The organism is Streptomyces sp. NPDC002130 (assembly GCF_040296465.1).
Taxonomy (GTDB): domain Bacteria; phylum Actinomycetota; class Actinomycetes; order Streptomycetales; family Streptomycetaceae; genus Streptomyces.
The window spans coordinates 1-12,909 of record NZ_JBEOXI010000230.1 but is presented as its reverse complement, the minus strand read 5'-3'; the positions used below and the strand labels follow the sequence as shown (position 1 = coordinate 12,909).

Below are 12,909 nucleotides of genomic sequence, written 5' to 3'. Positions count from 1 at the left end.
GCTTCGCGAAGAAGCCACCGGCTGAAGCTTTTTGCGCGCCTCTCCTGGGCGGCGCGGCACGCTGGCTACCGTCGGCGGCATGGACGGTCGACGCCCGGGATGGCGCGCGTGTGTGCTCAGCGGGGCGGTGTTCGCGGTCTGCATGGCCGGCACCACACTGCCGACTCCCCTCTATCCCCTCTACCAGGACAAGTTCGGCTTCTCCGAGCTGACGGTGACCGTGGTGTACGCCTTGTACGCCTTCGCGGTGATCGGTGTGCTGCTGCTGGTCGGCAACGCCTCGGACGCCGTGGGCAGACGCCCGGTACTGCTGTGCGGCCTGGGGTTCGCGGCCTTGAGCGCCGTCTGTTTCCTGGGTGCCACCGGTCTCGGCTGGCTCTACGCGGGGCGGCTGCTGTCGGGACTGTCCGCCGGGCTGTTCACCGGGGCCGCAACGGCGTACGTGATGGAGCTGGCGCCCGAGGGCGGTGCCTCCCGGGCCACGTTCGTGGCGACCGCGGCCAACATGGGCGGGCTGGGCTGCGGTCCCCTGCTCTCCGGGCTTCTCGCGGAGTACGCACCCTGGCCGCTGTATCTGCCGTTCGCCACCCACCTCGCCCTGGTGGCCGCCTCGGCCGCCGTGCTGCTGTGGCTCGCGGAGACGGTACGGGAACGGCAACCGCTGCGCGCCGTACGCCCGCAGCGGCCCGCGCTGCCCCCGCGGGTGCGGGCGGTGTTCGGTCCCGCCGCCACCGCCTCCTTCGTCGGATTCGCCCTGTTCGGGGTGTTCACCTCGGTCAGTCCGGCCTTCCTCGTGGAGTCCCTGGACGTGGACGACCACGCCGTGAGCGGACTGATCGTCGCGCTGGCCTTCTTCTCGTCGACGGCCGGGCAACTGGCGGTCGGCCGGGTCGGCGCACGGCGCTCCCTGCCGCTGGGGTGCGCCGGGCTCCTCGCCGGTCTTGCGCTGCTCGCCGGTGCGCTGCGGTGGGACCAGATGGCCCTGCTGATCGCCAGCGCGCTCGTCGGCGGGATCGGCCAGGGCCTGGCGTTCCGCGGTGCCCTGTCCGACGTGGCCGAGGCCTCGCCCGCGCACCAGCGCGCGGCGGTGATCTCGACCCTGTTCGTGGTGGCCTACGCGGGCATCTCCCTCCCGGTCATCGGCGTCGGCCTGCTGACCGGTCCGATCGGCCTGGAGGGGGCGGGGCTGGTGTTCATCGCGTGCATGGCGGTCCTGGTCGTGACCGCGGCCGTGTACCTGGTACGCCGGCCGGCACCGGCCCGGGTGTGAGCGCGTGCGACCGTGAGACCCATGGGTGAGCCGGTGGAACGGGTCGACGAGCAGGACCGGGTGGTCGGGGTGGTCGACCGGGACGAGGCGATCCGCAACGGCTGGCTGCACCGAGTGGCGACGACGGTCTGCCGAGACGCACGGGGGCGCGTGCTGGTGCACCGCAGGCCGGAGCACCTGTCCCGCTTCCCGGGCCATCACGACTGGCTGATCGGCGGGGGCGTCGCGGTCGGCGAGTCGTACGAGCAGGCGGCGGCCCGGGAGCTGGCGGAGGAGCTGGGCGTCCGGACCCGGGTGCGGTTCGTGTTCTCGTTCCTCTGCCGTGGTGCGATCAGCCCGTACTGGCTCGGGGTGCACGAGGCCGTCGTCCCGGAGCGCCTCACCCCCGACCCGTCCGAGATCGCCTGGCACGACTGGTTCAGCGAGGCGGAGTTCCGGGAGGTGATCCGGGAACGGCTGTTCGTCCCCGACGGCCTGGATGCCCTGCGGCGCCACCCCGGCCTCGGCTCACCGACCGCCACGTAGCCGCCGACTGCCCCCTGTGCGTGGGCCGTTCACCCGAGCGCGCCCGGACAGCTCCGGTCGGCGCGGCCGCGGGCGGGGAGCGTCACGACGACGACCGGGACACCAGCTCCGTGGCCAGGACCATCTGCCGGCGCTCCAGGCCGCGGGACGCGAGCGGGCGGCGGTCGGCGACCTCGGTGAGCAGGAGGTCTATCATTCGGCGGCCCATCTCCTCGATGGGCTGCCGGACGCTGGTGAGGGGCGGCTCCATGTGGCGGGCGATGGCGGAGTCGTCGTAGCCGACGAGCGCCACGTCCTCCGGGATGCGGCGGCCCGCCTCGCGCAGCGCCCGGCGGGCGCCGGACGCGGTGACGTCGGAGGCGGCGAAGACCGCGTCGATGTCGGGGTGGCGCTCCAGCAGGGCCGCCATGGCCCGGTGCCCGCCCTCCTCCGTGAAGTCCCCCGCCTCGATCAGCCCCTCGTCCACCCCGAGGCCGGCGTCGCTCATGGCCTCGCGGTAGCCGTCGACACGGCGCTGCGCACCGTAGACGTCGAGGCGGCCGGTGATGTGGGCGACCCGGCTGCGGCCGCGGGAGAGCAGATGCTCGACGGCCTGGCGGGCACCGCCGTAGTTGTCCGAGTCGACCGAGGGCAGGGTCTCAGCCGCCGAGCGCGGGCCGCTGATCACCGCCGGGATCTCCAGCTGGGCCAGCAGGTCGGGCAGCGGATCGTCGGCGTGCACCGAGACCAGCAGGACCCCGTCCACGCGGTGCGCCGCCAGGTACTGGGCGAGCCGGGCGCGTTCGCGGTCGCTGCCCGCGAAGATCAGCAGCAGCTGCATCTCCGTGTCGGACAGCGCCGCCCCGACGCCCTTCAGCATGTCCGAGAAGTACGGCTCCGCGAAGAACCGGGTCTCCGGCTCGGGCACGACCAGCGCGATCGCGTCCGTACGGTTGGCGGCCAGGGCGCGGGCAGCGGTGTTGGGGACGTAACCGAGCTCCGCGACCGCCGCCTCGACGGCAGCGCGGGTCGCGTCGCTGACCCGGGGCGAGCCGTTGATCACCCGCGAGACGGTGCCGCGGCCGACACCGGCGCGCGCCGCCACCTCTTCGAGGGTGGGCCGGCCACCACTTCGGCCCCGCGCTCCGTGGGTTGCCATGGGCTCCGCCTTCCCGTTCACACCCGCACTCTGCGACTGGCCTGGAATTTAACAGGCCCGTCCGTCGTGACGACCGTCGCCGAGGGCTCGCCGCCCCGGCCTTCCGTTTCGGCCGGACGATCCGGTGCGACCGGTGGTCCGACTGGCTCGATTCAACCGGCCCGGGACCCAACCGGGGCCGGTCCGGGTCCAGTTAACAGCCCGATAACTGAACGCATCTCTCCCTGTCCGGTCCCTTGACACCCCCGCCGCGACCGGGGACTCTTCAACACATCACTGGTGGGAGCGCTCCCACACTACCTGACACATACACAACCCGCACGTTCCCCGCCCGAGCCTTAAGCGCGTAAAACGGTCCGACACAGCAGTTGGCCGGGGGGTCGGCACGTCAGGGCAACAGGAGGACGACATGCGAGCACGCATCCGAACCGCCCGCAAGGCGTTGGTCGTCGCGGCCGTCGCATCGCTGGGCGCCGGGCTGCTGGCCGGCTGTGCCGACGACGGCGGAAACGGCGGCTCCGACTCGTCGGACGGCGACAGCGGCGGCAAGACCAAGATCACCCTGGGACTCTTCGGCACCTTCGGGTTCGAGGAGGCCGGCCTCTACAAGGAGTACGAGAAGCTTCACCCGAACGTCGACATCCAGCAGACGGTCGTCGAGCGGAACGAGAACTACTACCCCACGCTGGTCAACCACCTGACCACCAACAGCGGCCTGCAGGACATCCAGGGCGTCGAAGTCGGCAACATCGCCGAGATCGTGAAGACCCAGTCCGCGAAGCTGCTGGACCTCTCCAAGTACGGCAAGAAGAGCGACTACCTGGAGTGGAAGTGGCAGCAGGCCACCACCGAGGACGGTCAGACCGTCGGCCTGGGCACGGACGTCGGCCCGATGGCCATCTGCTACCGCAAGGACCTCTTCCAGAAGGCCGGTCTGCCCACCGACCGCGAGGAGGTCGCCAAGCTGTGGGCCGGTGACTGGAACAAGCTGGTCAAGGTCGGCGAGGACTACAAGAAGAAGGCGCCGAAGGGCACCACCTTCCTCGACTCCCCCGGCGGTCTGCTCCAGGCGATCCTCAGCAGTGAGAAGGACCGCTTCTACGACTCCTCCGGCAAGGTCATCTACAAGTCGAACCCGGCCGTGAAGGCCGCCTTCGACCTCACCGCCAAAGCGGCGAAGGACGGACTGATCGGAAACCAGACACAGTTCCAGCCTGCCTGGGACACCACGATCGCCAACAGCAAGTTCGCCGCGATGTCCTGCCCGCCGTGGATGCTCGGCTACATCAAGGGCAAGTCGAAGCCGGAGGCCAAGGGCAAGTGGGACGTGGCCGCGTCGCCGAAGTCCGGCAACTGGGGCGGTTCCTTCCTGGCGGTGCCCAAGTCCGGCAAGAACGCCGAGGAGGCCGCGAAGCTGGCCGCCTGGCTGACCGCGCCCGAGCAGCAGGCCAAGCTCTTCGCCGTGCAGGGCAGCTTCCCGAGCACCCCGGCCGCCTACGAGTCGGAGGCGGTGAAGAACGCCAAGAACGAGATGACCGGTGACGCGCCGATCGGCACCATCTTCGCCGCGGCCGCCAAGAGCAGCCCGGTGCAGACGATCGGCCCGAAGGACCAGATCATCCAGCAGGGCCTGACGGACAACGGCGTCATCCTCGTCACCCAGGGCAAGTCGCCCAAGGAGGCGTGGGACACGGCCGTCAAGACCATCGACAACAACCTGGACCAGTGACCGGAATGGCAACCAGGCACGACACCGCCGCGCCCCCCGTGAAGGAGGGGGGCGCGGCCCCGGGCCGCCCGCCGGCCGACGCGGAGGCGGCGCGGAAGAAGCGCGCCCGGCTCTCCCGTCGCTGGCAGCGCGACATGCGGTGGAGCCCGTACGCGTTCGTCTCGCCGTTCTTCCTGCTCTTCCTCGCGTTCGGCCTGTTCCCGCTGCTGTACACCGGCTGGGCCTCGCTGCACCAGGTGGAGCTGACGGCGCCCACGGACATGTCTTGGGTGGGCCTGCGCAACTACACCCGTATCTTCGACGACGACTTCTTCTGGAACGCGGCGAAGAACACCCTGACCATCGGCATCATCTCCACGGTTCCGCAGCTGCTGATGGCCATGGGCCTGGCGCACATCCTCAACTACAAGCTGCGCGGCTCCACCTTCTACCGCGTGGTGATGCTCGCCCCCTACGCCACCTCGATCGCCGCAGCCTCGCTGGTCTTCGTGCTGCTCTTCGGCCGCGACTACGGCATGATCAACTGGGTGCTGAACACCGTGGGCATCGACCACGTCGACTGGCAGAACGACAAGTGGCCGTCCCAGATCGCCGTGTCCAGCATCATCATCTGGCGCTGGACGGGCTACAACGCGCTGATCTACCTGGCCGCGATGCAGGCGATCCCGCAGGACCTGTACGAGTCGGCGGCACTGGACGGAGCCAGCCGCTGGCGGCAGTTCCTCCACGTCACGCTGCCCTCGCTGCGTCCGACGATCCTGTTCACGGTCGTGGTGTCGACCATCGGCGCCTCACAGGTGTTCGGTGAACCGCTGCTGTTCGACGCGAACAAGGGCGCCTCCGGTGGATCCCAGCACCAGTTCCAGACGCTCGGCCTCTACCTGTACGAGCAGGGCTGGATCAACCAGCACCTGGGCCGCGCCTCCGCCATCGCCTGGACGATGTTCCTGATCCTCATCGTGATCGGGATCGTCAACTACGTCATCTCGCGCCGGCTGCGCGCCAGTAGCTAAGGAGAACCGGCCGTGACGACGACCCTGACGAAACCCCCGGCCGACGCGGTCCCCGAGCCGCCGAAGCGCTCACGTGGCATGAAGGCCGCACGAGCGGGCGGGCAGCTGCACGCCGGCCCGGTGGCGTACGTCATCCTCGCCCTCTTCACCGTCATCTCGCTGTTCCCGCTGGTGTGGACGGCGATCGCCGCCTCGCGCGACAACCAGCGCCTCGCGCAGACTCCGCCGCCGTTCTGGTTCGGCTCCGGCCTCTTCGACAAGCTCGAAGTGGCGTGGACGGACGCCAACCTGGGCGAGGCGTTCCTCAACACCACCCTGGTGGCCGGCATTTCGTCGTTCACCATCGTGTTCCTGTCGACGATCGCCGGGTTCGCCTTCGCCAAGCTGCGCTTCAAGGGCCGCGGTGCGGCGATGCTGATCGTGATCGGCACGATGATGGTGCCGCCGCAGCTCAGCATCATTCCGCTGTACATGATGGTCGCCAAGCTCGACTGGACCGACCAGCTCCAGGCGGTGATCTTCCCGTCCTTGGTGAGCGCGTTCGGTGTGTTCTTCATGCGGCAGTACCTGATCCAGGCGCTGCCGGACGAGATCATCGAGGCGGCCCGCGTCGACGGGGCGAGCAGCTGGCGTGTGGTGTGGCATGTGGTGTTCCCCACCGCGCGGCCGGCGATGGCCGTGCTGGGAATGCTGATGTTCGTGCAGACCTGGAATGACTTCCTGTGGCCGTTCCTGGTGCTGACGCAAACCGGCAACCCGACCGTGCAGGTCGCGGTCGCGGGTCTGGGCCGCGGCTACACCCCCGACCAGTCCCTGATCATGGCGGGCGCGCTGCTGGGCACGCTGCCGTTGCTGCTGGTCTTCGCGATCTTCGGCAAGCAGATCGTGGGCGGCATCATGCAGGGCGCCGTCAAGGGCTGAGCCCTGCTTTCCCGGGGGCCGAGCCATTGCCGCCTCGGCCCCTTTCCCCCCATCCGCCCGTCGGTCCACACGACCCCTCTTGGGAGCGCTTCCATGCCTGACTCCGAGAACCCGGCCACTCCGGTGACCTTCCCGCCCGCCTTCCTGTGGGGCGCGGCGACGTCCGCGTACCAGATCGAGGGTGCGGTGCGGGAGGACGGCCGGACGCCGTCGATCTGGGACACCTTCAGTCACACACCGGGCAAGACCGCCGGCGGCGACCACGGTGACATCGCTGTCGACCACTACCACCGCTACCGCGACGACGTGGCGCTGATGGCGGAGCTGGGCCTGGGCGCCTACCGCTTCTCCATCTCGTGGTCGCGGGTGCAGCCGACCGGCCGGGGCCCGGCCGTGCAGAAGGGTCTGGACTTCTACCGGCGGCTGGTGGACGAGCTGCTGTCCAAGGGCATCAAGCCGGCCGTCACCCTCTACCACTGGGACCTGCCGCAGGAGCTGGAGGACGCGGGCGGCTGGCCGGAGCGCGACACGGCGTACCGGTTCGCGGAGTACGCGCAGATCGTCGGCGAGGCGCTGGGCGACCGGGTGGAGCAGTGGATCACACTCAACGAGCCGTGGTGCAGCGCGTTCCTGGGGTACGCCTCCGGGGTGCACGCCCCGGGCCGTACGGACCCGGCGGCCTCGTTGCGTGCCGCGCACCATCTGAACCTGGCGCACGGGCTGGGCGCGTCGGCGCTGCGCTCGGTGATGCCGGCCCGCAACACGGTCGCGGTGAGCCTCAACTCGTCGGTGGTCAGGCCGCTCTCGCAGGACCCGGCGGATCTGGACGCGGTCCGCAGGATCGACGACCTGGCCAACGGTGTGTTCCACGGGCCGATGCTGCACGGCGCCTACCCGGAGTCGCTGTACGTGGCGACGGCGGGCCTGACGGACTGGGGCCACGTCCTCGACGGCGACCTGGAGCTGATCAACCAGCCGCTGGACGCGCTGGGCCTCAACTACTACACGCCCGCGCTGGTCTCGGCGGCGGACATGTCGGCGAAGGCGCCGCGCGCCGACGGTCACGGGGCGAGCGACCACTCGCCGTGGCCGGCGGCCGACGACGTCGCGTTCCACCAGACGCCGGGCGACCGCACGGAGATGGGCTGGACGATCGACCCGACCGGCCTGCACGAGTTGATCATGCGCTACACCCGGGAGGCGCCGGGCCTGCCGCTGTACATCACGGAGAACGGCGCGGCCTATGACGACAAGATCGACTCCGACGGCCGGGTGCACGACCCGGAGCGGGTCGCCTACCTGCACGGCCATCTCTCGGCGGTCCGCCGCGCGATCGCCGACGGCGCGGACGTCCGGGGCTACTACCTGTGGTCCCTGATGGACAACTTCGAGTGGGCGTACGGCTACGGCAAGCGCTTCGGCGCGGTGTACGTGGACTACGCGACGCTGGAACGCACGCCGAAGACGAGCGCCCGCTGGTACGGGCGCGCGGCACGGACCGGGACGCTGCCGGAGGTCGAGGCGGTCTGACCGACGGGGGACGGGGGGCGGGGCGCGGCACGATTAGGGGAGTGCCGCGCCCCGGCCGCGCCTCAGCGGTAGGTGCTCGACAGCAGCCGGCGGGTCGTCTCCACTCCCCACGGGTCCAGGGACAGCAGGCGGTCGCTGGAGGCCATCAGGCCCCCGGTGGACTCCACGTGCGCCGCCCACTGTTCGCGGGTTTCGACGGCCGGGCGGGCCATCAGGCAGTCCGGGTCGTTGATCCAGAGGCGGTTGTGCTGCCACTGGCGGGCCGCTCCCGTGAACTCGGCCGGGTCCTGGCCGGGTTGGCTGTAGTCGCCGGCCTCGGGGCTGCGGTGGGGGGCCGTGTCCGGGCTGACGCGCATCGCGTCGAACAGGCCGAGGGAGGGGAGCATCGGGGCGCCGCAGCCCAGGAGGTAGGAGTCGGTGCCGATGGCCCCGCGGATCAGGTCGATGCCGGCGCGGTAGGCGGTGAGGGCGTCGACGTCGGCGTGGCGTACGCCGTCCAGGGCGCCCGCGTAGAGGAAGTCGGTCTTGAAGTAGTCGTAGCCCTCCGCGCGCAGGGTCGTGAAGACCTCGGTCAGGTACGCCGCCGCGTCCGGGTGGGTGGTGTCCAGGACGCGCAGGTCGTGGCCCCAGTTGCGGCCGGCGTGTGCGAAGCCGCCGGTGGTGTCGCGGACGAGCCAGTGGGGGTGCGCGGCGGCCAGGTCGCTCGCCGGGTCGACGAGGAAGGGGGCCGTCCAGATGCCGGCGCGGCGGCCGCGGGAGCGGATCTTCTCGGCGATCCCCGCGCGGGAGCGGAAGCGGCCGGAGAGGGTGAGCCAGTCGCCCAGGGCACGCTGGTAGCCGTCGTCGATCTGGACGACGTCGACGGGCAGGTCGAGGGTGTCCATCGCGCGGAGGTTCTCGTGGATGTCGTCCTCGGTGACGGCCGTGAAGTACTCGTACCAGGAGCACCACACGGTCGGTGCGGGGCGGGGCGCGTCGAGGCCCAGGCCTGCGGCCCAGTCGCCGAGGAGCGACTGGATGTCGGGTCCGGTCCACTCCTTCACCGGGCCGTCGGCGCTGATCTCGGCGACCCGCCCGTCCCCGGTCGTCAGCCGGATCGACGGCACCTCACGGGTCGGCTCGGCCGCCGCCCACAGCCGGGCCGGCGAGCCGTCGCCGGGGTCGAGCGCGAGCAGGCCCTCGCCCTGGAAGGTGCCGGCCGGGACGGTGACGCCGGGGCGGTAACACACCGTGGCCCAGTTGGCGTCGGTCGGGCGGTGGGGCGTCGCGTCCAGGGCGTAGGCGCCGCTGGGGCTCCAGGACTGCCAGCCCTCCTCGTGGACGCGCGCCTTGCGGGGATCGACCGGCACGGAGGCGACCGGGGTGAAGGGGTGGTGCACGGGGGTTCTCTTTCGGGAAGCGGGCGTCAGCCCTTGTTGGCGCCGAGGGTGAGCCCGCTGACGAACTGGCGCTGGAGCGCGAAGTACACGATCAGGGTGGGGATCGCGGTGAGCAGGGCGCCGGCGGCGACCAGGTTGGGGTCGGTGAAGTACTGGCCGGAGAGATTGTTCAGCGCCGAGGTGATCGGCATGTTCTCGCCGGTGGAGATCAGGACGATGGCCCAGAAGAAGTCGTTGTAGATCCAGATGGAGAGCAGGGTGGCGAGTGCGGCCATGGCGGGCTTGCACAGCGGCAGGACGATCTGCCAGTACAGCCGCCAGACGGAGGCGCCGTCGACCAGGGCGGCCTCGGTCAGCTCGTGCGGCAGCGAGCGCATGTAGTTGCTCAGCACGAAGGCGCAGAAGCCGGACTGGAACGCCACGTGGATGAGCACCAGGCCGAGCGCGGAGTCGTAGAGCTTGCCGCTCATGGTGATGCCGGGCAGGTCGATCAGCAGGTAGAGCCGGTACAGCGGGGTGATGATGACCTGCTGGGGCAGCAGGTTGCCGGCCGTGAAGACGAGCAGCAGGAACAGGTTGAGCCGGAAGTCGAAGCGGCTGACGTAGAAGGCGACCATCGACGACAGCAGCAGCGTCAGCAGCACGGCCGGGACCGCGATCAGCAGCGTGTTGCCGAAGTAGTGCAGCATGTCCGACTGCTGGAAGGCGTTGGTGAAGTTGTCGAAGGTGAGCTTGTCGGGCCAGGAGACATAGCCCTTGGTGCTGGTCTCCGCGTACGGCCGCATCGCCGCGAGCAGGGCCCACAGCAGGGGCGCGAGCCAGGCCAGCGCCGTGACGACGAGGAAGGTGTGCAGCAGGATCCGGGCGGGGCGGATCGGGGTGCGCTGCTTTTCGAGCGCGCTCAGGGTGCTCATGCGCGCCGCTCCTTCCGGAAGGTGGCGATCAGGTAGGGGATGATCACCGCGAGGGAGATCACCAGCAGGACGACGGCGATCGCGGAGCCGTATCCGATGCGGCTGGACTCGCCGATGATGTTGTTCGTCACCAGGATCGACAGCAGCTCGGTGCCCTGGGCGCCCTTGTTGAAGACGAAGACCAGGTCGAAGGCGCGCAGCGCCTCGATGATCGTGACGACCAGGACGACGGTGTTGGTGGGCCGCAGGGTCGGGAAGACGACGTTCTTGAACGTCTGCCACTCGTTGGCGCCGTCCAGGGCGGAGGCCTCGCGCAGGGCGGGATCGACGCTCTTCAGGCCGGCCAGGTAGAGGATCATCATGTATCCGGCGTGCCGCCAGGAGGCGGCGACCAGGATGGCCCACAGGTTGAGGTCCGGGTCGCCGATCCAGTCGATGTAGTGGCCGGGCTTGTTGGCGCCGATGATGCTGTTGATCAGGCCCGTGTCCGGGTTGTAGATCAGCTGCCAGACGAACCCGATGACCGCCAGCGACATCACGACCGGCAGGAAGAACGCCGTCTGGTAGACGCGGCTGAAGCGGATCTTCTTGTCCAGCTGCACGGCGAGGAACAGGCCGAAGGGCGTGGGCAGCACGATGAGCACCACGAACCAGATGACGTTGTGCTCGACGGCGGGCCAGAACTGCGGGTTGCTGGTGAACAGTTCCTTGAAGTTCTGCAGTCCGACCCACTTGATGGAGTCGAAGCCGATGCCGTCCCAGGTCGTGAAGGCCAGTGCGATCGAGGCGAGCGCGGTCAGCCACACCAGGGCGACGTGCAGGATCGTGGGCACGCCCGCCATCAGGCCGAGCGTGAGACGGTCGCGGCGGGTGAGCAGACGCCGGTGTCCGTGGGGCGTCTTGGCGGGCGGGGACGCGGGGCGGGGCCCCGGAGCCGGCGGGGCGGCCGGCTCCGGAGCCTTCGCGGGGGTGGCAGTCATGTCGGATCCGAGTCGTCGAGCCTCCGTTCGGTCAGGAAGAGGCGAAGATCGTCTTCTTCTGGCGTTCGATCGACGAGAGGATGCTGTCGACGTTCTTCGGGTTGCGGATGAAGTTCTGCAGCGCGGGCTGCATCACCGTCGAGGTGAAGTCCGGGCGGGAGTCGCGGTCCATGAACTGCGTGAGGCTCTTCGCGCCGGAGATCATCTCGAAGGACTTCTTCTGCAGCGCGGTGTAGGAGGCGGTGTCGGCCTTCGTGGAGGCGGCCACCACGCTGGAGTCGGCCTTGAGGTAGATCTGCTCGGCCTCCGGCGTGCCCAGGTACTCCAGGAGCTTGACGGCACCGTCGCGGTTCTTCGGGGCCTTGGAGAGCATGAAACCGTCGGTCGGCGCCTCGACGGTGTCCTGCCCGAACTGCGGGTCGATCTCCGGGAAGGCGAAGAAGTCGAGGTCGTCCAGGTCGGCCTTGTTCGTGAACTGCTGGCCGACGAAGGTGCCCAGGAGGTACATGCCGGCCTTCTTGGCCACCAGCGACTGCGCCGCGTCCTGCCAGGTGCGGCCCACCGCGCCCTCCTGGTGGTAGGGCAGGATCTCCGTCCAGTGGTCGAAGACCTTGCGCACCTTGGGGTCGGTCCAGGAGGCCTTGCCGGCCATCAGCTCGACGTGGAAGTCGTAGCCGTTGGTGCGGAAGTTGATCTGGTCGAAGGTGCCCATCGCGGGCCAGGCGTCCTTGTCGCCGAAGGCGATCGGGACCAGCCCGTCCTTCTGCATCCGCTTGCACAGGGCGACGAAGTCGTCCCAGGTGGTCGGGACCTTGTAGCCGTGCTGAGCGAAGACGCTCTTACGGTAGAAGACCGCCCACGGGTACGTGTACAGCGGCACGAAGTAGTACTTGCCGTCCTCGCCCTTGCTGAGCTTCTGCATCGCCTCGGGGAAGTTGCCGCCGATCTTCTGCCACACGTCGTCGATCGGCGTGGCCAGCTTCTTCGAGGCGAAGAACTGCATCCGGTAGCCGGCGAACCAGGTGAACACGTCGTCCGGCGTGCCCTGCAGATAGGAGTTGATCTGCTCCTGGAACGTGTTGTGGTCCTTGGTGTTCACGTCGACCTTGATGCCGGACTTCTTGGTGAAGGCGGCGTAGATCTCGGCGAACGCCTTCTTCGGCACGGCGTCGGACGAGTTGGAGCCGAGGCTCACCGTCTTCGGGTCGGCGGACGAGCCGCTGCCACCGCAGGCGCTCAGCAGGGGTATACCGGCGCCGAGCAGGGCCGCGCCGCCCATTCCACGCAGCAGGGTGCGGCGGCTGGTTGCGGGGAGGGAGAGACCGGAGGGAGAGAGGTCGTGCATGAACTGCTCCTGAAGGCAGGGTTCGGCCATGAGGGTGTGGCGTGAAATCCAGTCGCAATCGACCAGAAGCCCCGCAAGGGCGGCGACCGGGCCCGGGCCGGGCTCGCCTACCTCGCCGACCGGATCATCGAACTGGCCCCGCGCGTCCCCGTACGGGACCTGGCG

The 12,909-nt window shown here is 69.6% G+C and carries 11 protein-coding genes; 6 read left to right on the top strand and 5 right to left on the bottom strand.

What is annotated here, in order from left to right; translation table 11 throughout:
- Window positions 1–79 precede the first annotated feature (79 nt).
- Together ABT116_RS32420 and ABT116_RS32415 are read left to right on the top strand one after the other, a co-directional pair.
- Entirely contained in the window at window positions 80–1,270 is a 1,191-nt protein-coding gene (locus tag ABT116_RS32420) for an MFS transporter (protein ID WP_351641088.1), read from the top strand.
- 21 nt (window positions 1,271–1,291) lie between these two features.
- Window positions 1,292–1,795: an NUDIX hydrolase gene (locus tag ABT116_RS32415; RefSeq protein WP_351641086.1), complete on the top strand. Its 504-nt coding sequence runs from the start codon at window positions 1,292–1,294 to the stop codon at window positions 1,793–1,795.
- 82 nt (window positions 1,796–1,877) lie between these two features.
- Here ABT116_RS32415 and ABT116_RS32410 read toward each other — a convergent pair whose 3' ends face one another.
- Window positions 1,878–2,933, bottom strand: coding sequence for a LacI family DNA-binding transcriptional regulator (locus ABT116_RS32410; protein WP_351641084.1), 1,056 nt, complete (start codon window positions 2,931–2,933; stop codon window positions 1,878–1,880).
- 409 nt (window positions 2,934–3,342) lie between these two features.
- On the opposite strand from ABT116_RS32410, the gene ABT116_RS32405 reads away from it, so the two are divergent.
- From ABT116_RS32405 to ABT116_RS32390, 4 genes are all read left to right on the top strand, one after another.
- Window positions 3,343–4,662 (top strand): ABC transporter substrate-binding protein, encoded by a 1,320-nt coding sequence (locus ABT116_RS32405; RefSeq protein WP_351641082.1) that lies wholly within the window; start codon window positions 3,343–3,345, stop codon window positions 4,660–4,662.
- A gap of 5 nt (window positions 4,663–4,667) precedes the next feature.
- Window positions 4,668–5,675, top strand: a complete 1,008-nt coding sequence (locus ABT116_RS32400) for a carbohydrate ABC transporter permease (RefSeq protein WP_351641092.1) — start codon at window positions 4,668–4,670, stop codon at window positions 5,673–5,675.
- A 12-nt stretch (window positions 5,676–5,687) separates the two neighbouring features.
- The gene (locus tag ABT116_RS32395) at window positions 5,688–6,596 is read left to right on the top strand and encodes a carbohydrate ABC transporter permease (protein ID WP_351641080.1); all 909 of its coding nucleotides are present in this window, start codon (window positions 5,688–5,690) and stop codon (window positions 6,594–6,596) included.
- A 93-nt stretch (window positions 6,597–6,689) separates the two neighbouring features.
- On the top strand, window positions 6,690–8,126 hold the full coding sequence (locus ABT116_RS32390; protein ID WP_351641079.1) for a GH1 family beta-glucosidase: 1,437 nt from the start codon (window positions 6,690–6,692) through the stop codon (window positions 8,124–8,126).
- Window positions 8,127–8,188: 62 nt separating this feature from the next.
- Here ABT116_RS32390 and ABT116_RS32385 read toward each other — a convergent pair whose 3' ends face one another.
- Genes ABT116_RS32385 through ABT116_RS32370 form a run of 4 tightly spaced genes read right to left on the bottom strand, consistent with a single transcriptional unit; the run spans window position 8,189 to window position 12,744 of the window.
- A complete protein-coding gene (locus ABT116_RS32385; RefSeq protein ID WP_351641078.1) occupies window positions 8,189–9,505 on the bottom strand; it encodes a glycoside hydrolase family 36 protein in 1,317 nt (438 codons plus the stop codon).
- Between the two features lie 26 nt (window positions 9,506–9,531).
- The gene (locus tag ABT116_RS32380; protein ID WP_351641076.1) at window positions 9,532–10,419 is read right to left on the bottom strand and encodes a carbohydrate ABC transporter permease; all 888 of its coding nucleotides are present in this window, start codon (window positions 10,417–10,419) and stop codon (window positions 9,532–9,534) included.
- The gene (locus tag ABT116_RS32375) at window positions 10,416–11,399 is read right to left on the bottom strand and encodes a carbohydrate ABC transporter permease (protein WP_351641074.1); all 984 of its coding nucleotides are present in this window, start codon (window positions 11,397–11,399) and stop codon (window positions 10,416–10,418) included. Before ABT116_RS32375 ends, ABT116_RS32380 begins: the two co-directional genes overlap by 4 nt.
- 31 nt (window positions 11,400–11,430) lie before the next feature.
- Complete coding sequence (locus ABT116_RS32370; RefSeq protein ID WP_351641090.1) at window positions 11,431–12,744, bottom strand: ABC transporter substrate-binding protein; 1,314 nt, start codon at window positions 12,742–12,744, stop codon at window positions 11,431–11,433.
- Between the last annotated feature and the right edge of the window lie 165 nt (window positions 12,745–12,909).

Coding starts and splice junctions, on each gene's coding strand:
- ABT116_RS32390 (WP_351641079.1), top strand. CDS start 6,690: ATGCCTGACTCCGAGAACCCGGCCACTCCGGTGACCTTCCCGCCCGCC.
- ABT116_RS32415 (WP_351641086.1), top strand. CDS start 1,292: ATGGGTGAGCCGGTGGAACGGGTCGACGAGCAGGACCGGGTGGTCGGG.
- ABT116_RS32375 (WP_351641074.1), bottom strand. CDS start 11,399: ATGACTGCCACCCCCGCGAAGGCTCCGGAGCCGGCCGCCCCGCCGGCT.
- ABT116_RS32380 (WP_351641076.1), bottom strand. CDS start 10,419: ATGAGCACCCTGAGCGCGCTCGAAAAGCAGCGCACCCCGATCCGCCCC.
- ABT116_RS32405 (WP_351641082.1), top strand. CDS start 3,343: ATGCGAGCACGCATCCGAACCGCCCGCAAGGCGTTGGTCGTCGCGGCC.
- ABT116_RS32420 (WP_351641088.1), top strand. CDS start 80: ATGGACGGTCGACGCCCGGGATGGCGCGCGTGTGTGCTCAGCGGGGCG.
- ABT116_RS32370 (WP_351641090.1), bottom strand. CDS start 12,744: ATGCACGACCTCTCTCCCTCCGGTCTCTCCCTCCCCGCAACCAGCCGC.
- ABT116_RS32410 (WP_351641084.1), bottom strand. CDS start 2,933: ATGGCAACCCACGGAGCGCGGGGCCGAAGTGGTGGCCGGCCCACCCTC.
- ABT116_RS32400 (WP_351641092.1), top strand. CDS start 4,668: ATGGCAACCAGGCACGACACCGCCGCGCCCCCCGTGAAGGAGGGGGGC.